General features: G+C 40.0%; 20 protein-coding genes. 5 read left to right on the top strand and 15 right to left on the bottom strand.

Annotation, left to right across the window (positions count from 1 at the left end; translation table 11 throughout):
• Window positions 1-173 precede the first annotated feature (173 nt).
• Entirely contained in the window at window positions 174-719 is a 546-nt protein-coding gene (locus HMPREF1151_RS08470; RefSeq protein ID WP_005376646.1) for a carbonic anhydrase, read from the bottom strand.
• Between the two features lie 274 nt (window positions 720-993).
• Here HMPREF1151_RS08470 and HMPREF1151_RS08465 point away from each other — a divergent pair, with 274 nt between their 5' ends.
• On the top strand, window positions 994-2,037 hold the full coding sequence (locus HMPREF1151_RS08465) for a YeiH family protein (protein ID WP_009661832.1): 1,044 nt from the start codon (window positions 994-996) through the stop codon (window positions 2,035-2,037).
• Between the two features lie 134 nt (window positions 2,038-2,171).
• Entirely contained in the window at window positions 2,172-2,783 is a 612-nt protein-coding gene (locus HMPREF1151_RS08460) for a LysE/ArgO family amino acid transporter (RefSeq protein WP_005376659.1), read from the top strand.
• Between the two features lie 86 nt (window positions 2,784-2,869).
• Here the strand turns inward: HMPREF1151_RS08460 and HMPREF1151_RS08455 are convergent, their stop codons facing one another.
• The 8 genes from HMPREF1151_RS08455 to HMPREF1151_RS08420 all read right to left on the bottom strand — a co-directional run bounded on the left by HMPREF1151_RS08455 (window position 2,870) and on the right by HMPREF1151_RS08420 (window position 13,161).
• Window positions 2,870-3,757 (bottom strand): LysR family transcriptional regulator, encoded by an 888-nt coding sequence (locus HMPREF1151_RS08455; RefSeq protein WP_005381524.1) that lies wholly within the window; start codon window positions 3,755-3,757, stop codon window positions 2,870-2,872.
• Window positions 3,758-3,814: 57 nt separating this feature from the next.
• Window positions 3,815-5,008 (bottom strand): MFS transporter, encoded by a 1,194-nt coding sequence (locus HMPREF1151_RS08450; protein ID WP_009661759.1) that lies wholly within the window; start codon window positions 5,006-5,008, stop codon window positions 3,815-3,817.
• Between the two features lie 204 nt (window positions 5,009-5,212).
• The gene (locus HMPREF1151_RS08445) at window positions 5,213-5,824 is read right to left on the bottom strand and encodes a hypothetical protein (protein ID WP_005376652.1); all 612 of its coding nucleotides are present in this window, start codon (window positions 5,822-5,824) and stop codon (window positions 5,213-5,215) included.
• A gap of 294 nt (window positions 5,825-6,118) precedes the next feature.
• Window positions 6,119-6,790, bottom strand: coding sequence for a respiratory nitrate reductase subunit gamma (gene narI / locus HMPREF1151_RS08440; RefSeq protein ID WP_005381556.1), 672 nt, complete (start codon window positions 6,788-6,790; stop codon window positions 6,119-6,121).
• On the bottom strand, window positions 6,787-7,311 hold the full coding sequence (narJ, locus tag HMPREF1151_RS08435) for a nitrate reductase molybdenum cofactor assembly chaperone (protein WP_009661827.1): 525 nt from the start codon (window positions 7,309-7,311) through the stop codon (window positions 6,787-6,789). Before narJ ends, narI begins: the two co-directional genes overlap by 4 nt.
• Window positions 7,311-8,738, bottom strand: a complete 1,428-nt coding sequence (gene narH / locus HMPREF1151_RS08430; protein WP_005376657.1) for a nitrate reductase subunit beta — start codon at window positions 8,736-8,738, stop codon at window positions 7,311-7,313. Before narH ends, narJ begins: the two co-directional genes overlap by 1 nt.
• Window positions 8,728-12,402: a nitrate reductase subunit alpha gene (locus tag HMPREF1151_RS08425; RefSeq protein WP_005384382.1), complete on the bottom strand. Its 3,675-nt coding sequence runs from the start codon at window positions 12,400-12,402 to the stop codon at window positions 8,728-8,730. The genes narH and HMPREF1151_RS08425 overlap by 11 nt, the downstream gene beginning before the upstream one ends.
• Before the next feature lie 72 nt (window positions 12,403-12,474).
• Window positions 12,475-13,161, bottom strand: coding sequence for a Crp/Fnr family transcriptional regulator (locus tag HMPREF1151_RS08420; RefSeq protein ID WP_009661772.1), 687 nt, complete (start codon window positions 13,159-13,161; stop codon window positions 12,475-12,477).
• Between the two features lie 318 nt (window positions 13,162-13,479).
• Here HMPREF1151_RS08420 and HMPREF1151_RS08415 point away from each other — a divergent pair, with 318 nt between their 5' ends.
• Window positions 13,480-14,817, top strand: coding sequence for an MFS transporter (locus HMPREF1151_RS08415; RefSeq protein ID WP_009661777.1), 1,338 nt, complete (start codon window positions 13,480-13,482; stop codon window positions 14,815-14,817).
• Window positions 14,818-15,391: 574 nt separating this feature from the next.
• On the opposite strand, the gene HMPREF1151_RS08410 is transcribed toward HMPREF1151_RS08415, so the two are convergent.
• Window positions 15,392-15,991 (bottom strand): TetR/AcrR family transcriptional regulator, encoded by a 600-nt coding sequence (locus HMPREF1151_RS08410; RefSeq protein ID WP_009661824.1) that lies wholly within the window; start codon window positions 15,989-15,991, stop codon window positions 15,392-15,394.
• A gap of 160 nt (window positions 15,992-16,151) precedes the next feature.
• Here HMPREF1151_RS08410 and HMPREF1151_RS08405 point away from each other — a divergent pair, with 160 nt between their 5' ends.
• Window positions 16,152-16,937, top strand: a complete 786-nt coding sequence (locus tag HMPREF1151_RS08405) for an MBL fold metallo-hydrolase (protein ID WP_009661756.1) — start codon at window positions 16,152-16,154, stop codon at window positions 16,935-16,937.
• A gap of 504 nt (window positions 16,938-17,441) precedes the next feature.
• On the opposite strand, the gene cooS is transcribed toward HMPREF1151_RS08405, so the two are convergent.
• The 5 genes from cooS to HMPREF1151_RS08380 form a co-directional block, all read right to left on the bottom strand.
• Entirely contained in the window at window positions 17,442-19,616 is a 2,175-nt protein-coding gene (cooS, locus tag HMPREF1151_RS08400; RefSeq protein ID WP_009661828.1) for an anaerobic carbon-monoxide dehydrogenase catalytic subunit, read from the bottom strand.
• A gap of 882 nt (window positions 19,617-20,498) precedes the next feature.
• Complete coding sequence (locus HMPREF1151_RS08395; RefSeq protein ID WP_009661837.1) at window positions 20,499-22,127, bottom strand: phosphoenolpyruvate carboxykinase (ATP); 1,629 nt, start codon at window positions 22,125-22,127, stop codon at window positions 20,499-20,501.
• Window positions 22,128-22,323: 196 nt separating this feature from the next.
• On the bottom strand, window positions 22,324-23,652 hold the full coding sequence (locus tag HMPREF1151_RS08390; protein ID WP_009661781.1) for a DUF438 domain-containing protein: 1,329 nt from the start codon (window positions 23,650-23,652) through the stop codon (window positions 22,324-22,326).
• A 223-nt stretch (window positions 23,653-23,875) separates the two neighbouring features.
• Window positions 23,876-24,226 (bottom strand): energy transducer TonB, encoded by a 351-nt coding sequence (locus HMPREF1151_RS08385; protein WP_009661715.1) that lies wholly within the window; start codon window positions 24,224-24,226, stop codon window positions 23,876-23,878.
• 63 nt (window positions 24,227-24,289) lie between these two features.
• The gene (locus HMPREF1151_RS08380) at window positions 24,290-24,766 is read right to left on the bottom strand and encodes an energy transducer TonB (RefSeq protein WP_005378233.1); all 477 of its coding nucleotides are present in this window, start codon (window positions 24,764-24,766) and stop codon (window positions 24,290-24,292) included.
• Window positions 24,767-25,223: 457 nt separating this feature from the next.
• On the opposite strand from HMPREF1151_RS08380, the gene HMPREF1151_RS08375 reads away from it, so the two are divergent.
• Window positions 25,224-26,165 carry a metal ABC transporter solute-binding protein, Zn/Mn family gene (locus HMPREF1151_RS08375; protein ID WP_009661745.1) on the top strand — a complete coding sequence of 314 codons (942 nt, stop codon included), beginning with the start codon at window positions 25,224-25,226 and terminating at the stop codon, window positions 26,163-26,165.
• The last annotated feature ends 14 nt before the right edge of the window (window positions 26,166-26,179 follow it).

Genomic DNA, 26,179 nt, shown 5'->3' with positions numbered 1-26,179 from the left:
ATGAGGCTTATTTACATCAAATGCAAATAGAAACAGAGATAACCTTCCCGCAGCGACTTTGGCCCTGCGAAGGCCGCAGGCCGGAGTCAGACCCGGCCGGTGGAGCGAGGAAAGGTTATCTCTGTTTCTATACCAAAATTTGCAATTGTAAACAAGCTCATCGGGTTATAAAATTAAACCTCAATGTAGCGGAATTCCCCTGTATCAGGATCCATCATCCCCCCATAGAATCCCATACCTCTTGGGAATAATGGATGGTGACGCAAGAATTTAACTGTATAGCGTACATTTTCTTCAGAAATGTGGAAACGGTCCATCCAATCGATAAGACCTGGTTCAATCATGCGAATGGCATCTTCATTAATGCCTTTGGCTTTCATAGATTCCATAAATTGTTCTGCGGAAAAGTCAATCATACCACAGTTTTCGTGACCGATGACGATTACATCTTCGATGCCCATACCGTATGTAGACACAAGCAAGCTTTGAACGATGTTATCAATCGGTTGCGTTACGCTGTTGCCGGCCGTCTTAATGGTGATAACCTCGCCGCGATCAAATCCTAAAGATTCTTCGAGCATCCCCACTAAACGCGTATCCATACATGTTACAATGGCTAATTTCTTTGTAGGATGACTAGTTAAACCCTTTTGAGCAAGCTCAGGATGTTTAGCTACATATTCTTTGTTTTTTTCAATAATGCCATTAATATCAATCATAATGCACCTCGCATATTCTATGAGACATGTTGATGTTCTCTACGTATTTTACTAGGAATCATATTTCATTAAGTATAATTATCCCGTATAAGATTATATAAAACTTTCACCATAAGATACAATACTATAAGCTATGTATACAAGATACTTAATGAGGAATCCCCCTCGATTAATTCCCCCGATTATGTTACTATTAAGTCGTAGTTTATTTATACATCCTGCGCGATACCGCAGCGATGTATGTACCAAGTAGGTACAGTTAGGAGGTTTTATGATGGGTATCAACGCAAAAACACTGCCAGGCATATTGCTCTGTGCAATTCTAGCCATTCCATGTTGGCTATTAGGACAGCATTTTCATTTTATCGGTAGTCCAATCTTCGCTATTATCCTCGGTATTATTATTGGTTCATTATTCACATCTTGGAAACGAGAAAAAACGGGCGCCGGCATTGGATTTACGTCTAAAAAAATCCTACAATGGGCCGTTATCCTTCTCGGCTTTGGTCTTAACATCACCCAAGTATTGCATGTAGGTTGGGTTTCCTTACCAATTATCATCTCAACCATTGCCACATCGCTTATCATTTCTTACATCATATTCAAAGCCACGCATATCGATTCTAACACAGCCGTTTTGATTGGTGTCGGTTCTTCCATCTGTGGTGGTAGTGCCATTGCTGCGGCGGCGCCTGTTGTGAAAGCTAGCGATCAAGATATTGCACAAGCTATTTCCGTTGTATTCTTCTTCAATGTAGTCGCTGCATTCGTATTCCCACCTCTTGGCGATGCTATTGGATTGTCTAACATGGGCTTTGGCCTCTTTGCGGGCACAGCCGTTAACGATACATCATCTGTAACAGCTACTGCTGCTGTTTGGGATAGCATGAAGGGCACAGGCACGCAAGTTCTTGAATATGCAACCATCGTTAAATTGACACGTACATTGGCAATCATCCCCATCTGTTTAGGTCTTGCTAGTTATCAAGTGTACAAAGCCAAACAAGCGGCTAAGGCAAGCGATAACGCTGAATCTGTTAATATTGCAGCTATCTTCCCTAAGTTCGTTCTTTACTTTGTCATTTGTTCTCTTATTACAACTGTATTGTCCTATGCAAATGTAGATATTCACTTCTTAGACATATTCAAAACTATTTCTAAATACTTTATCACCATGGCCATGGTTGCTATTGGGCTTAATACAAATCTTGTTAAGCTTATCAAATCTGGTGGTAGTGCCCTTGCATTAGGCGCTGTATGCTGGATTTGCATCACCCTCGTCAGCCTAGGGATGCAACATGTTATCGGTTTATGGTAAAATAGAATAAAGCTTCGTTTAATACAGAATAGATTTCTATGTAGTACTTTATAACACTACACAGGGGTCTATTCTTTTATTATACGTACCAAATTTACCTAAACGTATCATCCATCAAGAAAGGAGGATTATCTATGTATTTCCTGCAAGGTTTATTAGTAGGTCTCGCCACATTTGCACCGATTGGGATGCAAAATCTATTTATCATTAATACGGCCCTCGTCCAACCATTGCCACGTATCCTGTTAACTATCACTATCATTGGTCTATTCGATATGACCTTGAGTACGGCGGCCTTTTACGGCATTGGGGCGCTCCTCGAGGCATGGCCAGTCTTCAACCTGATCATTCTCATTGCAGGCGGCTTGCTCGTAGCCTACCTAGGATACAAAACATTTAAAACTACACCTTCACTTAAAAAGGTTGATACGAATATCCCCATCAAAAATATCCTGTTAATGGCACTTCTCGTTACATGGGGCAATCCGCAAGCAGTCATCGATGCATCCATGATGCTCGGCGCCTTTCGCGCTAATATTCCTGCTGAAAGCATATATCACTTCTTCTTTGGATTTCTCGCGATGACACCGATTTGGTTTGGATTCCTTGCTGGAACCATGTATGTACTAGCTAAGAAAATTAAGATATCCCATCTCGTATGGATCAATCGCGTATGCGGTACCGTATTAATCATATATGGCATAAAGCTCGTCTATGATGGCATTCTAATGATGCTGTCCATATAAACACAAAACAGGTATCACCTGAAATCACTACACCATAAAGCTGTGTGGTTTTAGGCGATACCTGTTTTATTCATATATATTGTTATTTAAAATTCATCGAGGACCTGTAGGAAAATATCTTTAAATGCCTCTGCATAGGTATTAGGATTTTGTGGACTCACATAGAAATAGTAATCCTTTTCTATAGGTTTACCATTATTTAATATACATTTCCGCTCAATACCTGGAATGGTATCCACTAGATACTTGAATCGGTCTACCAATAATATACCTTGTCCAGCACCAACGAGAAAACGAGCTTCTTCAAGATTTTTAACTTGTAGGAACGACCCCATAAATCCCATCGATTTTCGATAGTTTTCCTCTTCATCTAACCGTTGGTCATCATGACATACAAGAATTAACGGCAAATCTAATAATTCTTTCAGCTCTACAGACCCCTCCGGGGTATACCCCTTGGGCACCTCTGCTATAACGGTGGCCTTACTAATAGGATATGTTACATAATCATTATCCGACTTAATTTGCCAATAATCATTAAAAATGATATCCACCAAATTATCATCGAGCATTTGATTCAATTCAGAATGGCTGCCACTATACATACGCACATCGAGATCACGATACCGTTTTGTAGTGCGCATTAATGCCTGCTGCAATGCAATGCCACTATAGCGATTTAAATAGCCAATACGCAAATACTTACGCTCATTTTTACCGACACGCACCGTCTCATCTTGTAAATTTTTAACGCGCGTCATCAGCTGTTTACCATTCCGATATAAATATTCACCAGCCGGTGTTAGATGAAAGCTACGCTTTTCACGTATCATCAATGGAACGCCAAGGCTAGCCTCCAAGGATTTAATTTGTTGTGAAATAGCCGACTGAGACACATAGTGCTCATAGGCTGCCTGTGTAAAGCTGTTATGCTCTACAACAGAAATAAAATACTCCAATTGTTTTAATAACATGATGAACTCTCTCAATACACATAATCTCAAACAATAAACCTGTCACTATCCAGACATCTAGATACTCTCACGCAACAGGCTACGCCACACAAATATAGCGGCTATAAAAAAGATACTAGCAGTACTCCAAAATACCATGCCATAACCAAACCAATTAGCGATCATACCACTAATCATAGGGCCCAACACATTGCCCATCATGGCTACACTAGATACAGCGCCAAAGACAATACTTCGCCGCTCTTTGGGAACAGCCTTTGAAATCAAGGTATTCGCTATAGGCGTAATAAAGCCCATAAAGAATCCTGCAATGGTTCTAAATATACCTAAGCTCCACACATTTGGCATAAGATATTGGAGGATAAAAAATCCGCCTACACCACAGGTGGCCGTCAATAATATATTCGGCATAGACATCCATTTAGTAATGCGACCGATTGAAATCGATGCTAGTGCACTAAACAGACCGGCCCCAAAGATAATAACACCTACAATGGTGGCCACAAAATCATCATTTACTTGCATATAGTGTTTAATGTAGAGTGGCAATATAGGGCCTATACCGGTAATACCAAAGTTACATAAAAATTGCATAACCACGAGCAATCGTACACGTGGGATAGCAAGAAATGATTTAATTAATGCCCATTGGGACTCATTACTATCTACCTTATGCGTATGCTGTAGATTAGGCATGAGTAGGTACACAGCTAACAAGCACAAGCCTGATAAGATGGAAAACATAAAGAACGGAGCCCGATAGCCTAATAAATCAGCAGCAAGACCACCCATAAGAGGGCCAAAAACAAGACCCATCACCATCGATGCTTGGTACAATCCCATCGCCCATGGTACGCGTTCCTCTGGTGTGATTAATACAATGATACCAAGTCCAATGGGTACAAAACCACCCACTAAGCCTTGTAAGGTACGCAGCACTAATAGCTGACTCGGCGTTTGTGCAAAACCGGCAGCCCCTACAGCTAGCATCAGAGTGGCAAGGATGAACATCATCACCCGGCGAGGCCCTAGTTCATTGGCTTTCCTGGACCAAAAGGGAGCACTCAAGGCTACCATACAAGGTGTTACACCAGATACAAGACCAGCCCACATAGCAGCCTCTCCTTGATTGGTCAGCCCTAGATCTACCAAATATAAAGGTATAAATGATAATACGCCGATAATAGTAATACCCGCACCGACTTGTATAGCGCAAATCAAATAGATGATGCGCTTCCATGAAATATCCATACAACCTTCAAGCAATTAAATAATATACATCATTTAGAATATATTTACCTAAATATATTAAGATAACTTACCTATATATTGTATCGTAAACAAGAAAAAAAGACCATCTCTTATGCACTAATAAGTAAAGATAGGTACGAAAAAAGCTCTCATCTCTTAGTAATAGACGAGAGCTTCTATTTATAAAAAATATATACTACATTCTTAGTATTGCTTTTGTTTGATCATCCAATAGATGTAATAAATAACCAATGCATATGTTAATACATCAAATACAGGTAAGAATGGTACCATTTTGGACAAACGACCAAAACCATGAACATGAATGTTTGCTGCAATGATGGCAATAAGATTTAAACGATGAATCCAAATCGCTTTCTTACGAGATACGGATTTTGCCATATTTCCAATCCAAGGTGTTAAGTATAGTACACCAAAAATAAGAGCAATAAACATGGCTCCAAGGGAGATATAACCGCCCCAAAAACCTAAGAAAGATTTTAGGGCCTTTAAGAAGTATACATACCAGTGAGCACAGACTAAGACAACGCTGACAATACCTACTATACGATGCACTTCAAACATTTCTTTAGGATTATATCGTTTGATAAACCATTTTGGCTTCGTTGCAATGTAGGTTAATACGAGCCATGCAGCATAGGGAATTAAACCTAAATGAACCTTCCAGTTACCAAATGATCTGCCGCTAGTTACATACCCATATTCTACCATTCCCATTAAAATAAGTGCTAACACAGCGATCCAAATAAGAATATGATACTTACTCTTAAATTGTTTCTTCACTACTTCTGCCATTATCGAGACTCCTCACAGTTAAATATATATGATGTTAAATAATTCCACATAAGATAATACCAATTTTCATTCTCACAGTAAAGTGAAAATGTATACCAATCTCACATAAAAACATGAATATTACTCATATAGCAGGAATATGCCCATATTACAATATAGACTTTAAATACTATCCAAGAGCAGATAAATACTAAAAGCCCTCACAGCCGTAAAAGCGACAGCTTTCACAACCATGAGGGCTATTAGAGAAACTAGTATACCGTATGCAACCGATATAAAGTTTCAACTATTCAATTACACACGATCACGTTTGCGATATACGATGAACGGACGTGCTAAGTAGTTGAGTGGAACACTCAAGCAGTGTACCAAACGGCTGAATGGGAAGATAATAGCTACCACCATCCACGCTAACATGTGGAATTTAAACATGAATGGTACGCCTTCCATCAAGGATGGATCCGGCATAAAGGAGATTAGGCTACGGAACCAAGGGCCGATGGATACGCGGTAATCAAAGAAACCAGATGCATTAAGCAATGTACCAGCCATACCGCTAAAAATAGCTAATGTTAAGAACAAGTATAACCATTTATCAAGGCCAGATGTATTAACTTTCATAGCAGGCACAGTAAAGCGACGTTTCATCAAAAGCAAGAAGCCTACGATGAAGATGATACCCGCTACAGCACCCATGTATAACGCACCTTCATGGTACATATGGTCATTAATACCGATTGCAGCAGTCCAAGTTTTAGGGATTAACACACCTACTACGTGACCACCGATAACGCATAACAAGCCAAAGTGGAACAATGGATTGGCAATGCGCAATTGTTTTTTCTCTAAAAATTCACTCGATTTTGTAGTCCAGTTTCTTTCAAAGTAGAAGAAACGAACCAAAGTACCTACGATTAAGAAGGTGAAAGCGATGTAAGGCAAAGCGCCCCAAAGGAATAGATTCATCGTGCACCGTCCTCCAATCCATTTGCAACAGACAAGATAATATCAAACAAGAATGCATAAGGCAATTTAGCCTCAATGAAGCGTTCTCTAATGTATTCCAATTTTGGCTTACAATAGTCGTAAATTTCTTTTGCTTTTTCATCATCGATAACGGCACATAATTCAAGAAGTGCTGGAATATAGTCTGGCATTTCTTTTGGCAAATCATAGTCGTTTTCGAGGAAGAACGCTTTAAATTTAACGAGTTCTTCTGCTTGTTCCCCAGTACCTTGTAATTCATAAGTCGACAAATACATCGTTGTATTTTGACTAAAATCAAAGGTACGAACAAATTGGTCTTCGAATTCTTTTTTATTGGATTCCTCTACATAGTCGAAGAATTCTAATAAACCTTGGCGAAGTTGAGGATGCCCAACGGATTGGGCGTCCTCTCTCCATTCAGGTAATTCGTTATACCATTGTTCATCAGGATAGCGTAGAAGAAATGACGCAATAAGAGCGATTTTCTGAGCATCCTTCATTATTGACATCCCCCTGTAGGGCAAGCAAAACCGCGATTTTGTTGCATTTCTAGGCGACCTTCGCGAGATACTTTCACATCAGATGGAATAACAAAGCGATCATTGTATTTGGACAATGCCAACAATTTGTACATACCGTACATTTGATCCTCTGTTAACTCCACATTGTGATCGATAGGACCGTCACCTGTTTCACGACGACGCATGTATTCACGCATGTCGAGAACACGTTGCAATGTACGAGCTAAAATTTCTGTATTACCTGCTGTAAACAAGTTAGCAAGGTATTGTACAGGTACGCGCATTTCATGTGCATCTGGCAAGTATACATCAGATGTTACACGTTGCAAGATTGGGCTAAGTGGTGGTACATACCAAACCATTGGCAATGTGCGATACTCAGGATGCAATGGCAATGCCACGCCCCACTCTTTTACAAGTTTGTATACAGGAGATTTTTGAGCTGCTTTAATCCATGCTTCAGAGATGCCTTCTGCACGAGCCGCTTTGATAACCTCTGGATCATGAGGATCCAAAATCAAATCTAATGTATTTTCGTAAATATCTTGTTCATTTTTTGTAGCTGCCATAGCTTCTACTTTGTCCATATCGTAGAATACAACGCCAACATAGCGCATACGACCTACACAAGTTTCAGCACAGATTTGAGGCAAGCCATTTTCTAAGCGTGGGTAACAGAATACGCATTTTTCAGCTTTATTAGTTTCCCAGTTATAGAAGATTTTTTTGTATGGACAAGATGGAACGCAATGTCTCCAACCGCGGCATACATCTTGAGATACGAGAACCACACCATCTTCGTCGCGTTTATAAATCGCGCCGGATGGACATGCAGCTACACATGCAGGGTTCAAGCAGTGGTTACAAAGACGTGGCAAGTAGCGCATGAACACTTCTTCGTAATCAAATACGATATCTTGGCCCATCTTAGTTAAGTTCACATCAGAGCGAGCATGTTGACCACCAGCCAAATCGTCATCCCAGTTAGGGCCCCAAGTAACTTCCATTTTTTGTTTAGTCACAAGGGAACGAGGACGAGCAACTGGTTGGTTGTTTTTACGACCACCATGAATCAATGTTTCATAGTCGTAAGTCCAAGGTTCGAAATAATCCTTCAACTCTGGTTGTTCAGGATGGAAGAATAATTTCATCAAACGATTTGTTTTAGAACCTGTAGAAAGAGCTAATTTGCCAGAGTTATCTAATGTCCAGCCGCCTTTCCATTTTTCTTGGTCTTCCCAATGACGTGGGTAACCTACACCTGGGCGAGTTTCCACGTTATTGAAGTACATATATTCCGCGCCTTCGCGGTTCGTCCATGTATTTTTACAAGTGATAGAGCATGTATGACAACCCAAACACTTATCCAAATTTAGGACCATAGATACTTGAGCCTTAATCTTCAAGCCAATCTACCTCCTTCATTTTACGAGCCACAATTGTCATATCACGTTGGTTACCAGTTGGGCCATAGTAGTTAAAGCCATAGCTCAATTGGCCATAACCGCCGATCATGTGTGTCGGTTTCATGTGAATATGAGTTGGTGCATTATGCGTACCACCGCGTTGTTTCTTAACTTTCGCGCCAGGAACGTTGATGTGACGATCTTGGGAATGGTGCATATAGGAAATGCCGCGAGGAATACGTGGGGAAACTACAGCACGAGCTGCAACGATACCGTTTTTATTGAAAGCTTCTACCCAATCATTATCCTTAACGTCGATTTCTGCTGCATCGTCTTCGTTGAGCCAAATAGTTTGACCACCGCGGAACAATGTCAACATTTGTTGGCTATCGAAATACATACTATGTGTAGACCACTTGTGATGTGGTGTTAAGTATTTCAATGTGATTTCAGGAACACCTTCTTGTTTGTAGTCACCTTGTACTGGTTTATAGGACAATACCGGTTTGTACAATGCCATAGCTTCACCGTAATCGCGCATCATTTCATGGTCGCAATAGAAGGATTGACGACCTGTTACGGTACGGAATGGTACCTTATCTTCTGTAGATGTAGTAAATGGAGAATAACGACGGTTTTTATCGTTCTTACCAGTACTTGTTACAGAGCTAATGATGAAGCGTGGTTGACGAACCATGTCATCGAAGGTAATTTTTTCTTGTTCACGGCCTTTTGCGTTCTTTTCAAGACCGGAAAGGCCTGTTTTTTCTTCCATTGCTTTCCAAGAGCGAACAGCCAATTTACCGTTTGTACAAGAGGACAATGTCAATACAGCATTACAAGCTTCCTTACATTCGTAAATGCTAGGGCGGCCATGAGAAATGAATTCTGGATTATCGATGACACCATTTTGATCATATAATGTCTTATATTCATCAGATACATCCCAAGCCATGCCATGAGCCCCCATTTTGTTTTCGATGTTAGGTCCCAATGCAATGTATTTTTCAAAGATTTTACTATAATCGCGTTTTACATGAACGAGGTTCGGCATTGTTTTACCAGGAATTGGTTCACATTCGCCTTTGCTCCAGTCGAGAACCTTACCTTCTGGTTGAGCCACTTCACCTGGGCTATCATGACCAAGAGGTAATGCTACGATATCTTCGTATTCTGTGAAGCCAGACTCTTTCGCTACGCGAGATACTGTTTCAGCAAGGGTACGGAATGTATCCCAGTCAGATTTAGTTTCCCATGCGCAATCAACAGCCGCTTGGAATACGTGTACATATGGATGCATATCTGTAGAAGACAAGTCTTCTTTTTCATACCATGTAGCCGCTGGGAACACGATATCAGAATACAAGCCGGTAGAAGCCATACGGAAGTCGATGTCGATTAAGAGGTCAAGCTTACCAGCTTCATCTGCTTCGCGCCACTTGATTTCTTCTGGTTTTACTGGTGCGTCATCATCTTCGAGAACACCATGTTTTGTACCAAGTAAATGTTTCAAGAAATATTCATGGCCTTTAGAGGAAGAACCGATAAGGTTCGCACGCCATACAAACAAGTTGCGTGGGTGGTTTTCTTTAGCCGCAGGATCTTCTACGCAGAATTGTAATTCTTTGTTTTTCAACGCTTGCGCCACATATTGGTTAATTTCTGCTTCTGTACCAGCACCTGCTGCACGAGCGTCGTTAATCAATTCTTGACTGCCTTTATTGAAAGTAGGGTACGATGGCAACCAGCCTAAACGTGCAGCCAATACGTTGTAATCACCAGGGTGACGGTAACGAGGCTTAGCTAATTTAGATACGCGGTCTGCCAAATCGATGCAATCAGAACGATATTGTTCTGTAGCAAAGTAGAACCAAGATGTACCATTTTGCAAACGAGGCGCTTTACTCCAGTCGTTAGCTGTCATGATACCGCCCCAACCTTCAACAGGACGAAGTTTTTCTTGACCTACGTAGTGAGCCCAGCCACCACCGTTAACACCTTCTGTACCACAGAACATGATGAGATTCAAGATTGTACGGTAAATGATATCCGCATGGTACCAGTGGTTGATACCACCGCCCATGATAATCATGGAACGACCTTTAGTTTTTTCTGCATTATCTGCAAATTCACGAGCTGTAGCAATAGCGATATCTGCTTTTACGCCAGTGATTTTTTCTTGCCATGTAGGTGTGTAAGGAGTGTCATCAGTGTAAGCTTTCGCTACTTCACCACCGATACCACGGTCAATACCATAGTTAGCAAGAATAAGGTCATATACGGTAGTTACTTTTACAGGACCGTCTACAGTTTGTACTGTAATAGTTGGAATAGCACGTTCAATAACGCCTTCGTGCTCTTCATCACCAAAGTATGGCAACTTAACAACAGTCACATCTTGACGTTGGTCAAATACGGATAAGCGAGGGTCAATTTTAGCCCCTGTATTGCGGTTTTCAAGGCGTAAGTTCCATTTTTGTGGATTTGTGTGACGGTCGCCCATTGTACCATTTGGAACAACGATTTCATTTGTTGTTTCATCAATTAATACAGTTTGGAAATCAGCACCGTCTTCTTTGCTACCTAAATCCTTAGCGTTTAAGAAACGACCTGGTTGTACTGCACCGTTGATGTCTTCAACGCGTACAAGGAATGGCATATCGGTAAACTCTTTAGCATACTCTTTGAAGTATGGAGTTTCCTTATCGATGTAATATTCTTTTAAGATAACATGACCCATTGCCATAGCAAGAGCCGCATCAGTGCCGGCTTTCACATTAAGCCAAGCATCGGAAGAAGTTGTAGATTCCGCATAGTCAGGAGATACGGATACAACCTTAGTACCTTTGTAACGAACCTCTGTCAAGAAGTGAGCATCAGGCGTACGAGTCAACGGTACGTTGGAACCCCAAGTCATGATGTAACCAGCATTGTACCAGTCACCAGATTCAGGTGTATCCGTTTGTTCACCCCAAACTTGTGGACTGGATGGTGGTAAATCGGCATACCAGTCATAGAAGGACAATGGTGAACCACCCATTAGGTTAAGGAAACGAGCACCTGCTGCATAGGACAACATGGACATCGCTGGAATTACAGAGAAGCCTGCGTTGCGGTCAGGGCCGTATGTTTTTGCTGTATATAGTAAAGATGCTGCAGTAATTTCTGTCGCTTCGTCCCAAGTGGAGCGCACAAAGCCACCCATACCACGGGCAGATTTATATTTTTTCGCCTTTTCAGGATCTTCTACGATAGATTTCCATGCTTCGATAGGATTTTTAGCTGTTTTCTTAGCTTCTCTCCAAAGCTCAGCCAATTCGCCGCGTACATATGGATATTTTACGCGCAATGGGCTGTATAAATACCAAGAGAATGTCGCACCACGAGGGCACCCACGTGGTTCATAGTCCGGCATATCATCCGGTGTTTCCGGATAATCTGTAGCTTGGTTTTCCCAGGCTACGACGCCATTTTTAACGTAAATGTTCCAGCTACAAGAACCTGTACAGTTTACGCCATGTGTTGTGCGGACTACTTTATCGTAGGACCAACGGTCACGATAAAAATTTTCCCATTCGCGACCGCCTTCTTCTGTGATTTGGTGACCGCTTTGAGATACGTCCTTCTTGCGAAGAAACTTGAATTTCTGAGACAATAAACTCATCTCGTGTCCTCCTTAAAACTACAAAAAAGCCCTTGCGTTAGCAATGCCAACAACAAGGGCGAATATCCACAATTATTCGATATTACTGATATTAGGATCGATCGTGTCGCTATCTAAATCGAGTAATCCGATTAATGCATCTAAGTCACAGATTACCAGATGGTGTTTATCATAGGCTACATAGCCTAATTTTCGTAACTCACTGAGCATGCGGTTTAAACTTTCCCGAGATGTGGCAGCAAATTCAGCTAACTCTTGATTTGTTAACGCGATGTCTATATAGATACCGTCATCACGTTGAATACCATAGCTATTAGCTAAACGCAATAGTGTCGAATAGAATGCACCTTTTTTGCCATACAACAACAAATCTCTGTATTTGGCTTGTTGTCGCCGCATATGAAGTGTATAGATTTTCATCATTGCAATGGCCAGTGAATGGTCCTTTGCAATGGCTGGTTCTAAAACATCATAACGGATGGAATATACCGAGCATTTTTCACGTGCAATCGCATTGAACACGTAAGTCCGGGTGTTCGTCTCGTACAAAGGAATTTCACCAAGCACATTATTTGGCCCCACCAACCGATGAGCAAAAATATGACCACTTGCCTCAAATTTCTTAATACTAAGTCGCCCTTCACGGACAATAAAAAAATGATCTGCTATATCACCTTCGTGAAACAAAAACTCGCCTTTTTCAAGGTGAATTGTTTCTCCTGGCAATGCAAGTAACTGGTTAATTAACTCCTGTTCCATACTATCACCGTGCATCTTTCAGTGTCATTTGTCCATATTGATTGTGAAAGTAGCTTTCACAATCAGCCATGCACAAAAGGCACATATACTATATACTTTACGTATATTATCCCTATTATAACCGATTAATTCTCATATAAGTGTGTTTTTCGTCACATTCACATTATATTCTGTCCTATATAATAATGGTGTGATTTTAGGCACACTCTCTATTATTATAGTACCACATTTTACAAGGCTTTTAAACGAGATGTGCCACATATTCGTGTGAAAAGATCTACCCTTTATCACATGTGTTTTAGTTAAAGGAGAGCTCTCATGTCAGAACTGAAAATGCCTCAAGTAGGTGCGAGTCGCAAAGAGATTGTTGCGAACTGGCAACCAGAAAATCCCGAATTTTGGGAAAAGTTTGGTAAAAAAATCGCCAAACAAAACTTGGTAATATCCACTATTGCCTTAACCTTAGCCTTTTGCGTATGGTATCTATGGGCTACCATCGCGGCACAATTAAATGGCGCAGGTTTTCACTTTACAACTGAACAATTATTTACACTCGCAGCCTTACCAGGTCTTGTAGGTGCTACATTACGTTTCGTATATACCTACATGCCGGCCTTAATCGGTGGTAAGAACTGGACATTTATTTCCACACTTATTTTATTAGTTCCTGTTGTATGGCTTGGCTTTGCCGTTCAAGATACAACAACTTCTTATACGACATTCATGATTTTGACTGCCCTTATCGGTTTAGCGGGCGGCAACTTCTCGTCCTCCATGGCGTACATTGGCAACTTCTTCCCTAAATCCGAAAAAGGTACTGCTCTTGGTATCAACGGCGGCGTTGGTAACCTTGGTGTTTCTGTAATCTACTTCTTGGCTCCATTTGCTATGGGTTCCGCTGCACTAGGTAGTGTATTTGGTGTAACACCAGCTATCATCAAAGGTAACGCAGTATACCTTGCCAATGCAGCTTTCATGTGGATCGTACCACTCGTTGTTATCCTTGCACTTATGACACGTTTCATGGATAACTTACCACTAGAAAAACCAAATCCTAAAAATCTTGTACAAATCTTTGGGAACAAACACACTTGGGCGTTTACATTACTTTATACATGTTCCTTCGGTGCTTTCTCTGGTTATGCAGCAGCACTTGGTCTCTTGGTAGGTAAAGAATTCCCTGAAATTCCATTCGCATCCATCGCATTCGTTGGTCCCCTTGTTGCAGGTGCCCTTCGTCCTGTAGGCGGTTGGTTATCCGACAAGATCAACAGCGGTACAAAAGTTACCTTTGTTAGCCTCATCGGCTTATGTGCTACCACTGCATTGATCGCAGTTGGTGTAGATATGCACAACTTCCCATTCTTCTTTGCTATGTCCGTATTGACATTCGTATGCTGTGGCTTTGCAACAGGTGCTACATTCCGTATGATTCCTCACGTATTTGGCAATCCGTTGTTATCCTCTTTAATCACAGGTTTCGTAGCTGCTGTAGCTGCATACGGTGCATTCATTACACCTAAAATCTTCGGTTTCGTATACTCCACATTCGGCAATATTCACCCTGCATTCGCAGTACTACTAGCATTCAACATCGTAACAGTTGCGGTTTGCTTCTGGTTCTATGTGAGAAAAGGGGCAAACATGAACGTATAAATTCATGGCGTAAAATTGAAGATTATCCGTTACATTCTAGGTACTTAGAAATATAATTTACATTCTAACCCCAGTAATAAAAGACAGTCCCAATCATCCTCCAGCTACTTTAACGGTCTGCGGCCTAAGGCCTTGACCTAGTAAAGTCGGATGATTGGGACTGTTCTTTTATTAGAATCTAGAGTTCAAGTAGATAAATAAAACAGGTAAATTATATTTCTATTAACACCACTAAAGTTCTACAATCTTCAATTTTACGCCTTCATTTATGCATTCTAAACAAACACAACGGTCTGCGGCCTAGGGCCTTGACCTAGTAAAGTCGGATAATTGTGGGTGTTCTTTTATTGAAATTTAGATCTGTATTAGAGCATCACATAGTAAATTATATTTTCTGCCACAGCAATTACGGTCGCCCATGAATTTATGCGTTCTAAATAGACAGAACGGTCGCGGCCTAGGGCCTTGACCTCATCCATATACCTCTTCTAAAAATTAGAACAGGCCTGTTCTAATTTCTAGGAGAGCATGTATTGCCTAAGATGCACCAAGGAAGTATGTGAGCCTTATATGCTTATTTTCTTTGTAACCCACGGTAAACGAGTTCAAAGATAACTTTCTGCGCTTCTAACCATTCATCGCTTTGGGACCACTTATATTGTTTATTAACAGCATATAGTCCGTGCACTAAAAATACAAAAACGGATACACCCACGTCAAATGAAGTCCCAAGTGCTTCTGCCATAACAAGCCCTTGCCGATTTTTTTCACTCCGTATAATTCGTTGCAATACATATTCTGAAATTTGGTCATCTAAAAATAAAGGTAAATACTTTTTATGTCGTATAATACGCTGACATAAGGGCAATCTATCAAAAATAGAATCGTATGCTTCTCTCAACGAAACAGAATTAGAAGCAGCTGATAAGGTTTGAGCTATAGTTTGTAAATTATTATTATCTACCATTCCTGGCTTTGAATAAGCGATTGCATCATCTACTAAATCATCAACAATTTCCATGATATTACTATAGTGTAAATAAAAAGTAGAGCGAGTTATACCTGATGCTTTACACAACAATGTTACGGTTAAAGACTCAAAAGAATGGTTTTCTAAACAACTAAGCAACCCTTCTTTTAACAACATTCGTGTCATTTCTTTTCGAGTTATCATATAACCTCCTACATAGACACATTTATACAATGTGTCTATTAACAAACATAGTGTCAATTATTGTTGAGACTAGTATAACAAAACAAGGTACACTAATTCTAGGAATTACAAACAGTAATCTATTTGATTAGATTTTCAAAATACAATTAAGGAGATACCTATGACACAATATACTCACATTAGAAATGCTACAGGAAAATTAACAATAAAAAACACAACATTTCTTATTGATCCATTCTTAGCACCAAAAGATACTTATCCTGGCTTTGAAGGAACATTTAACTATCAACAAAGAATGCCTATGGTTGATTTACCTCTATCAATGGACAATCTATTAAGCAATGTAACTGCAGTGGTAGTTACACACACACATCTTGATCATTGGGATGATACGGCAATTAATGCTATTCCAAAATCACTTCCTATTTTTGTACAAAATACAGCGGACAAAGAACTTATTACTTCACAAGGCTTTAATGATGTACGCATCATTTTTGAAAGTCTGGAGTTTAATGGTATCACATTAAGAAAAACAGGTGGCTCCCACGGCACGGTAGAAATGTATGCAAATCCAGTTCTCGCACCATTAGCAGGCGATGCGATGGGCGTTATTTTTGAAGCAGCAGACGAACCAACTGTGTACCTTGTAGGCGATACAGTTTGGACAAGTGATGTAGAGAAGGCTCTCCTTCGCTTCGACCCTAATGTTATTATTATGAATACAGGATATGCTCAAGTTTTGGGCTTTGAAGATAGTATTATTATGGGGACAAAAGATATTGGCCGCATGGTAGTACGCAAACCAGAAGCTAAAATCATCGCTGTTCATATGGATACAGTTAATCATACAGCAACAAGCCGTAAGGATGTGCGCAAATTTATCAAAGGCACCAATATCGAAAGCCATGTAGCAGTCCCTGAGGATGGAGAAACTATTATACTATAAGTTACTATATACCTATGTTGTTTTTATGTTGTTATTGAGGTATACTATAAACATAAAGAGAGTCATTGACGTGTGCAAGCGTTAGGCTCATCTAAAAATTAGTAAAACGAGATGCGCCTAACGTGTAAGTATTACCAGTACTTATTACGTTAGGCGTTTCTTAAGTTTATTTGAATAAACTTAAGATAGATACAACTATGGAAATTACAAAAAGAATTATATAAACCTTCTCGAATTTACTCATAGTATCACCACCTTTCGGTGATGAACCTAACTCACGTCAATGACTCCTATTATTAGTATAGCAGAGTTATAAATGATGTAATAGATTAAGTTAATAAGCTTTTGATTAAAAAATGAAGCGTCAGGTCTGCCTGCCGCTTTTACTCTTTCATAAATAATTATTAGTTAAAGACCCTCTTCAGAATCCGACTTTGCCCCTGTTCCGAAGGAACAGATCTGGGCGGTGGAGGATTATGGAGAGGGTCTTTTGTTTATATTATATTATTTTACTTCTGCCCAACCTAAAGCAGCACGTTTTTCATCGATATCTGCCAAGATTTTTTCAGCAACTTTAGCTGGATCTGTATTTACATACATAACAGAGCCTAAGATGTCTTTAGTGTCTTCTTTCAACCATTTTGTGACAGCATCAGAGCCTTGTGTAGGTGGCTCAACGCAGTGGTAGGAGTTGATGCCCATTAGGCGGAAGCCAAGGGATGCATCGATACCTTTTTCATTAGACCATTCAGGACTAGACATAGCGAATGGCATTTGTGGCAAGTTAAGGCCTAATTCGCCTGCAATACCAGCGAAAATACCGGAAGAACGTGCATTATCTACACATTCACCAACATGCCATACTGGTGGTTGATCATCGCCCAAGAACTCTTGCAATGCAGGGCTACATTTCTTAATAGCATCTGTATTACAGTAACCAAGTTTCATCAATGGGAAGGACGCACAACCATTTGTTAAGATGATACAGCCATTTTTGATAAGTGTATCAACGATATCTACAGTTGCTTTTTCGTAGATAACGCGAGGATTGGAACAACCTACTACGTTTACGATACCACGAACTTTACCAGATTTTAAAGCCTCTGCCAACGGTTTGAAGGAACCGTAATGTTTAACAGTGGATTCTGGAGAGAAACCAACTTCAGCAGTGATTTCATATGGCGGAATGAATACAGGCATACCTTTACGCAATTCATGAGCTTCAAGAGCGCGATCCAAGATTTTGCGAGCCAATGCTTTTGTTTCAGACAAGTTAGTATGATGGTGATCGTAACCAATGTGTTCTGCACCTGGTAAACGAGCGGCATCAGATGTAGTGATAACCTTTGTATTGAAGCAACGTGCTACGTCCATGATAGCAGGGTAAACGTCTTGAACGTCAGCTACCCAGCAATCGAGTGCGCCTGTACCAAGTACAAGTTCCGCACCGATAGCATTACACAATGGAATAACATTTTCATAACGGTACATGCTGGACAAACCAGAGCAGCAGATACCGTAGAATTGGATGCCTTTGGCACCGATAGCTTTCGCTTTTTCTAAATACTCTTCAGAGGCACCAATTGTACAAATTTGAGATACTAATGTTGGCAAGTGACCATGAACAGCGATATTTACATAACCTTTTTTCAAGGCACCAATGTTAACTTTAGATGTACGACGACCGCCTTGTCCGAACAAGGCATCTGTAGCAATATCTGCCGCTACTACGCCAGTGAATGTGAAAGCAAGACCACAACGCAAGAATTGTTTCATATTGCTTTCCCAATCGCCATCTGTACCTACGCATGTACGATGGTATGCATCAAATGCTTCATTGTACGCGGAAATAGGCAAAATATCCAAGTTTTTCCAAACTTCGCGACGTTCAGCAGGAGCCATTGCTGTAATTGTTTTATATTCGCCAGGCAATGCACGACTTAAATCTTCTAATAGAACGTCTGCTAAATCATTAGCTACTTCTTTCAAAGAACGACCTTCTTCAGGGATGTTGAAAGCCTTACATACAGTACGGATTTTTTCTTCGCCCAAAATTGGAATATCCAATTGATCATTAGCGGCAGCTTTCAAAGAAATCAAAATTTCACGAGCATGCGCACCATGTTGAGTCAAACCACCAGCAGCAGCACGTGTCATGTTACGAGCTACGATAAGGTCAGCATCGGCACCGCAGACGCCACGAGGGCTCTTAGGCGTAATTTTACATGGACCCATGAAACAAATACGACAACATACGCCAGCAATACCGAACGCACATTGAGGTTGTTGTTTATCGAAACGGTCGAATACAGTGTCGCAACCGATTTGTTCCATACGAAGAATCATCTCACGCACGGCAGGGTCAGGAGTTTGCTCGATAACATCTTGCTTAGTAGGCCATGTTTTACGATACTCAGCAACAGCCTTAAGATAATCATTTACGCCATGTTCATGAGGAACGCCTGGTTCATGAGTGTGTGGCACCCATTTATCTGTAGGCAAAGCCTTTTCATGGCTATGATCGTGACCATGGTCGTGGTCGTGATGATGTTCATGGTCATGGTCGTGATCATGATTGTGGTCATGGTCATGATGGTGATGATGACCGCCGCAATGGCAATGATGATGTTCACCATAGCTATGGTCATGGGTATTTTTATTTTCCACGTCTTTACTCATTTTAAACCTCCTAGGGGCCTACGTAGGCCAACCGCTAATAACAAGAAAACATATTCTTCTTCTATCTAACTTAAATCCACCTTAATTGTGGGTTTTAAATCCTATCTCATAAATATGTTTTAAACTATCATAAGTATATTTGTTGAGAGGACAATTGTCAATTAAATTTTATACATATTATAAAAAAATATCCGCTCCTATCCCCATTATAACAATGTTTTTCAATTACAAAACTCATAATAACTTCATAAAATAAACTGATTTTTAATTCCTGTTTATTATAGGAATTAAAAGCACTCACGAGAAATAAATGCCTCATAATACTACTTCGATATACATCAATAATTCTCCTGCATCATTTTCACAAAATCTTACTGCTCCATCTAAAATATTTAAAACATTAGCTCCGCTTTAGCGCAGTAACGTGTCTGTATTAACGCCGGTGTAATAAAAACTTTAATGTAAAAAATACAGAAAAAGAAATAGCCCCTCTGGAAAAAACTTCGGGCTCCGCTTTAGCCCAGTAACTTCTCTAACGCAAATGTGCTAAAAACTATAATGTATAAGCATAAAGGACAAAGTAAAAACAGCCCGTCACAAATGACTTCCGGCTCCGCTTTAGCCCAGTAGCGTATCTCTCTTAACGCAGATATGATAAAAACTTTAATGTACTTACTGAATAAGTAAGGATGAAAAAATCCTCCTCAAACGACTTCGGGCTCCGCGTAGCGCAGTAGCGTGTCTGTATTAACGCCGGTGTAATAAAAACTTTAATGTAAAAAATACAGAAAAAGAAATAGCCCCTCTGGAAAAAACTTCGGGCTCCGCTTTAGCGCAGTAGCGTGTTTTTTCCAGAGGGGCTATTTCGGTTATTGTAAAGTGTTACATTAAAGTTTTTAGTACATCAAGTACTTCGTGTGGTAATTCATTTTTACCGTCTTTGAGTTTTTCTACGTATTCAGAGCGGAATTCAAAGGCTTGGTGTAGTTGGTGGTGGTATTCACGTACATCAAATGGTGGTTCGAATCCTGGCACTTCTACGTAGGATAGGTTTTCATAGGCACCGAATGGTTCGAATTGTAGGTCTCCTTCTACTAGGCGTTCTAATAAATCAAGGGTCACTTCTTTAGGGATTTTCTTTTCAAGGAAGAATCCGGTGTTCATGATATAACAATCTACGCCACATTCTTTGAAGAGTTTTTTGTAGCTTTCATAATCACGAACTAACGGATAGGTACGGAATGGGTTTGCATATGGTTCAATAACGAGTGCATTTGGATCGACGTTGGCATCGAGTTTTTCCGCAGTAGAGCGGCGTGTTGCAAGGGTTGCACCCATAGTGGCAGCTAATACAGGGTCGTCGATTTTAAGGATTGGTGGCAATGTTTTATCTTTCATCAGCCACACAATGGCATTAACCGGTTCGTCCACGTGGTTTACGCGATTATCTGTCCAGAATTGGGATTTAATAGCACGGCCATTATTGTTGCGCACGTCCTCAGCCAATACGACCTTATTACCATTTTCATCGAGGGTTACACCCACGTTTTGTAATGTTAACAAATATTTGTTAGCAGGGTGTTCCACAGGATAATCCTGCATTTTATCAAAGTATGTTGGTTCCATCGCAATGGAGGACAAATCATTTGTATTGATGATATATGCATCATCATGCAAGATAGAAATATCATAGCGACCATTGTGTTTTTCGTGAGTCAATGTAGATTTACCGGAACCGGATAGACCAAATACGCCGATTGTGAAAGACTTACCAGTTTTAAGGTTATAGCGTTTCATACCGCCGTGGCAGGCTACGTAGCCATAACGGTTTGCTAAGGACCAAGCCAATGTCAATGTGCCTTTTTTATGTTCTCCAAAATAACGCATGCCAAGAATCATAGCGCAGTTATGAGCAGGGTCAAAAATAGCAAGACCACCTGGATGACCTGGCACAACATAATCAGGGTCAGAATAGATGTAAATATCCCCTTCTGGAATATCTTTACTGTTGTTATAGAACTCTTTCACTGCATCGTCAAAGAATTTAAAGTTCATAATCCAAGAATACATGATGGATGCATGATCCTTTGGAATCATAAGATGAGCACGAGCCGTGAATTTTTGATCAAGACCAACCACAACTTGTGTAGAAATCCATTCTTTATTGCGACTATCATACACAGCATCACGAGCGATACCGGCTAATTCGACTTCATCAATACCTTCATCACCAATAATACGGCGAGCCTTCGCATAGCGGCCAGTCGTTTTACCATCATTAGTTACGAGAATTTTAGCATCAGCTGGTAAACCTTGTTCTTCTGGTTTAAATACAGGCATATCAAGAAGAATGACACCTGGTTCTTGCGTTGCCAATGTATACGCTTCTGCTACAGATGTAACAGGTTTTACGTTATTGCCATAAAACGCAGTTTCAATGGTGCTGCGTAATTTAGAAAATAACGGATTTGTCTTGATTTCACTTTGATTCCAAATGCGACGTGTTGCCATTCTAATCCTCACCTTTATCGTATAACTTTATAAAAACCTATCGGTACGTGTATTGAAAATACTTCTAATAATTTCTATTTTACCTGTTTTTAATAAATTTGTATACACGAAAGAGATGAATAAAAGTAAATTATTGTATGTTTATTTTAAATTAGTGCAACACATTTTGTAATAATAAAGTTACTTTTTATTTTTATTAATAAATGTGTTGATTATCGCCTACAAAGTCAGTTTTATCCCAAGTCAACAATGTACGAGAACCTTCAAGTTCACGAATATGTGTACAATCTTGCATCATTTCTAGTACGCCTCGGAATTTACCATTTTCATCGCGCACGGCCGTGTAGATAACATAGATAAACAAGCCCGGTTTATTGATCCAAAATTCTGCTTGGCTTTGTTCTCCCGAACGGAATTTCTCTACGATTTCTTCTACTACATGAACAGACTTCGCAGGATGGCAATTCTTCACCTCACGGCCAATAACATTAGCACTACGAGGGAAAATGCGATGTGGTGTATCACTGTAGAATTTAACGAGTTCATTTTCATCTACATAGGATAAATCCACAGGTAGATGGCGGAACAACAAATTAATTTGCTCTAAGGTCAATTTACCTGTTGCTACATCGAGGACTGTATCCTTACCAACTTGTGTTCCACCTACAGGACCAACGTATTTAGATAATAGACCTGCTAAATCGTTTAGGAACTCATTAGATACTGCACTATTTTGACCAACAGCATTTCCATTTAATTGGGCTGCGGAATCGTTAATACCTGGCACTACATATAAACCCGGTGCGTTAATAATAGCATAACCGATTTCATGGTCATTTTTGCTCATGCGCACAAACTCTTCATCGCTTAATAATTTAAAGGATGTTGGCAATAAAACCTCTAACTCCTTAGAGTTCAAATCACGTAACTTTGCCAGTGTTTCTGGAACAGATGCTAAAAACTCCTCATATTTATCTTCACGAAGCAATGCATAGGATGCAGAGATAGCATCGCGCACGCCATCATCAAAAGTCCACATAATACGCGTAGGACGATCAAAACCATGATTCTCTAACATTGGATATAATTGATTTTGCTTACGAGATAGATGGATACGCCATTCTGCTAAGGAATCAAAAACACCAAGCCAAGGATTTTTAATAAACTTATCTTGTTTTAACAATTCATCCGCTTCAAGAGCTACCTTTTCAACCGCATTAATTTCTTCTAAATAAGCCCACAACGGATGATTCTCTGGGTACTCATTTTCGGCACGCACTAATATACCATCAAATAAATTCAACAAATCATCCATCTTGTCTAGTATTTCTTCATCCTTATAGACACCTTTCAAACTTTGCTCTGCATAAGCAAATTCGTCAGGCGTACAAGTGCCTAACTTTTCTTTTAAAATACGGTTACCCTCTTCCAAGGATAATTTACCATCTAAATAATCCTCTTTAATAGATACAATAATTCTGTACCGTTCGTTATTAATGTCTAGCTTTTGCTGTAATGGATTCATATGCTTATACCTCCAGGGGTCAAAGACTATTAATATATACAATATATTATTACTATATTAAATATACTTTTATTATATTTATTTTGAAAGTGATTTTCAGTTGCTACAGATACATTTCCCAAGATAATTGAGCCACAAAACACTTTCACCCAATATAATTAAATCCTTAAGTACTTTCACCAGCACATAAAAAGGCACCCATACAATGTATGAGTGCCTTCTATTAATTTCTCAAATCAATATATTCAGTTTTAGATGCCTCTACAGGATTGCCATTGCTATCCGTAGCCGGTGTAAATTTCCATGTAGAAATCGTGTTTACAATGGATGCATCCGCATCACTACTACCAGTAGACCCTTGTAATTCTACATGAGAAACGGATCCATCTGTATTAATAGTAAAGTTTACATTAACAACAGTTGCATCACCGGCATAACCATGTAGTACACCAGAATCAAAGCCTGGTGTAGATACTGCTTTTGGCGCTTCATAAGGTGTGGCCGCCAAAGAAACAGCGGCAGACATGGACATAATTAATGCCGTTAAGGCAACACAACGCAATACATTACTCATCATCTTTCTCCTCATTTAGTCTTATGACTACTCTCATTATTGAGTCCTAGACTGTTTCACTCCTTATTTTGCCTTAGGACCATTCGCTTTCGCATTCACATCAGATGCATGATTATCATTAGACTGTGATTTGTCTACCGTCAATTTACCATTGCCGGACTTAGCTGGAGCATTACCCTTTGGCAATGTAATTGTCATGCCTATGATGGATGCATGGGCTTTTTGATCTGTGCCAATAGCCGGCGTAAATTCCCATTGTCTAATAGCAGCTTTCACAGCCTCATCAACAGGACCATAACCAGAGGATTGTTCTACAAAAACATTTTCAACCTTGCCTTGTTTGTTAATTAGGAATCGTACACGCATATGATCTGCTACGGTAATTCCATTTGGAATAGCTGGCATCGTAGGTTTAACGATGGATACCTCGCGAGGTGCTTCTGTAAATCTACCCGCAGCCGCATCAGCATGAGCAGGCATCATAGCACCTACCGCAAATGTAAGAACAGCAGCACACGCGAATCGAGTTAATATATTCATGGTTTGTTCCCCCTCGAAATTAATATAATAAATATACATATATAATACTCGATAAAGATGAAGAAAAAAATACCCAACTGCAAAATGTAGTCTATTATTAAAAAATATATGTATAGAATAATTTTTATTGATAATTTTTCTCATCTATGTTATATTCATATTGACTAAATTGATCGGATTACACATCAAGTTGATGTAACAAAATTACAAAAGGAGGTTCATCATGAGACGTAGAAAGCGTATTCAAATGAAGGTCATGATGGTACTTGGTATCGTTGCCCTCGTTGGGCCAAACCATCTACAAGCTCTTATCCACTAAATAATCATGACCCTAGCAGAAGACTGTATAACTGCCAATAGCCGCTACGTTAGTATCGGCTATTTTTCCGCTTAAATAAGGGTAGTTAATAAGATAACCAAAGATGTTAAACTCAGTACCTATAAAAGGAGGTTTATTATGAAATTCAATCGAATCTTGCTAATAGTCGTATCATTAGCATTTATGTTATTCGCATTAGCAGGCTGTGGAAAAGATGCAGCACAAGACAACCAGAAGAAATTAAACGTCGTTGCCACTACGACGATGTTAACGGATTTAGTAAAAGAAATTGGCGGTGACCATGTGTCCGTCCAAGGACTCATGGGTCCTGGCGTAGACCCTCACCTCTACCAAGCAAGCGCCGGCGATGTAACAACTATGTCTAAGGCAGATGTTGTAGTGTACAACGGTGTTCACTTAGAAGGTAAAATGGGTTCTATTTTCGACAATTTAACAAAACAAAATAAAGCTACTATCCGCGTATCCGACGCCATTAATCCAGCTACTCTACTCGACTTTGACGAAGAAGATGGCGTGAAAACTAAAGACCCTCATATTTGGTTCGATGTAGCAAATTGGAAACTTGCAGCCAAGGCTGTATACGAAGGACTTTCAAAAGCAGACCCAGCTCACAAAGAGGATTTCAAAAAACGCTATGATGCATACCTCACTAAATTAGATGAAACAGATGCATACATCAAAACTCAAGCAGAATCAATTCCTAAAGAATCTCGCGTTCTCGTAACAGCACACGATGCCTTCCAATACTTTGCTCGTGCGTATGGCTTTGAAGTAAAAGGTTTGCAAGGTGTAAGTACTGCTACAGAAGCAGGCACACAAGATGTGAATGAACTTGTGCAATTCATCGTAGATCACAAAATTAAAGCGATCTTCGTAGAATCTTCTGTACCGCACAAAACAATTGAAGCCGTTCAAGAAGCAGCTAAGGCTAAAGGTTGGAACGTTGCCATCGGTGGCGAATTATACTCCGACTCCCTCGGTTCTGAAGGCACTGAAGGCGGCACATATATCGGTATGGTAAAAGCCAATATCGATACCATCGCTAAAGCACTTAAATAAACAATGATAAAAGG

Origin of the sequence: Veillonella sp. ACP1 (assembly GCF_000286635.1) — a bacterium.
Lineage (GTDB): Bacteria > Bacillota > Negativicutes > Veillonellales > Veillonellaceae > Veillonella > Veillonella atypica.
Note: the sequence above shows the minus strand (reverse complement) of the source record. Positions and strands in the feature narration are given on the sequence as shown.

Bases quoted from the DNA above. Each gene is read 5' to 3' on its own strand.
- HMPREF1151_RS08470 (WP_005376646.1), bottom strand. From the start codon at position 719: ATGATTGATATTAATGGCATTATTGAAAAAAACAAAGAATATGTAGCT.
- HMPREF1151_RS08465 (WP_009661832.1), top strand. From the start codon at position 994: ATGGGTATCAACGCAAAAACACTGCCAGGCATATTGCTCTGTGCAATT.
- HMPREF1151_RS08460 (WP_005376659.1), top strand. From the start codon at position 2,172: ATGTATTTCCTGCAAGGTTTATTAGTAGGTCTCGCCACATTTGCACCG.
- HMPREF1151_RS08455 (WP_005381524.1), bottom strand. From the start codon at position 3,757: ATGTTATTAAAACAATTGGAGTATTTTATTTCTGTTGTAGAGCATAAC.
- HMPREF1151_RS08450 (WP_009661759.1), bottom strand. From the start codon at position 5,008: ATGGATATTTCATGGAAGCGCATCATCTATTTGATTTGCGCTATACAA.
- HMPREF1151_RS08445 (WP_005376652.1), bottom strand. From the start codon at position 5,824: ATGGCAGAAGTAGTGAAGAAACAATTTAAGAGTAAGTATCATATTCTT.
- narI (WP_005381556.1), bottom strand. From the start codon at position 6,790: ATGAATCTATTCCTTTGGGGCGCTTTGCCTTACATCGCTTTCACCTTC.
- narJ (WP_009661827.1), bottom strand. From the start codon at position 7,311: ATGAAGGATGCTCAGAAAATCGCTCTTATTGCGTCATTTCTTCTACGC.
- HMPREF1151_RS08425 (WP_005384382.1), bottom strand. From the start codon at position 12,402: ATGAGTTTATTGTCTCAGAAATTCAAGTTTCTTCGCAAGAAGGACGTA.
- HMPREF1151_RS08420 (WP_009661772.1), bottom strand. From the start codon at position 13,161: ATGGAACAGGAGTTAATTAACCAGTTACTTGCATTGCCAGGAGAAACA.
- HMPREF1151_RS08415 (WP_009661777.1), top strand. From the start codon at position 13,480: ATGTCAGAACTGAAAATGCCTCAAGTAGGTGCGAGTCGCAAAGAGATT.
- HMPREF1151_RS08410 (WP_009661824.1), bottom strand. From the start codon at position 15,991: ATGATAACTCGAAAAGAAATGACACGAATGTTGTTAAAAGAAGGGTTG.
- HMPREF1151_RS08405 (WP_009661756.1), top strand. From the start codon at position 16,152: ATGACACAATATACTCACATTAGAAATGCTACAGGAAAATTAACAATA.
- cooS (WP_009661828.1), bottom strand. From the start codon at position 19,616: ATGAGTAAAGACGTGGAAAATAAAAATACCCATGACCATAGCTATGGT.
- HMPREF1151_RS08395 (WP_009661837.1), bottom strand. From the start codon at position 22,127: ATGGCAACACGTCGCATTTGGAATCAAAGTGAAATCAAGACAAATCCG.
- HMPREF1151_RS08390 (WP_009661781.1), bottom strand. From the start codon at position 23,652: ATGAATCCATTACAGCAAAAGCTAGACATTAATAACGAACGGTACAGA.
- HMPREF1151_RS08385 (WP_009661715.1), bottom strand. From the start codon at position 24,226: ATGAGTAATGTATTGCGTTGTGTTGCCTTAACGGCATTAATTATGTCC.
- HMPREF1151_RS08380 (WP_005378233.1), bottom strand. From the start codon at position 24,766: ATGAATATATTAACTCGATTCGCGTGTGCTGCTGTTCTTACATTTGCG.
- HMPREF1151_RS08375 (WP_009661745.1), top strand. From the start codon at position 25,224: ATGAAATTCAATCGAATCTTGCTAATAGTCGTATCATTAGCATTTATG.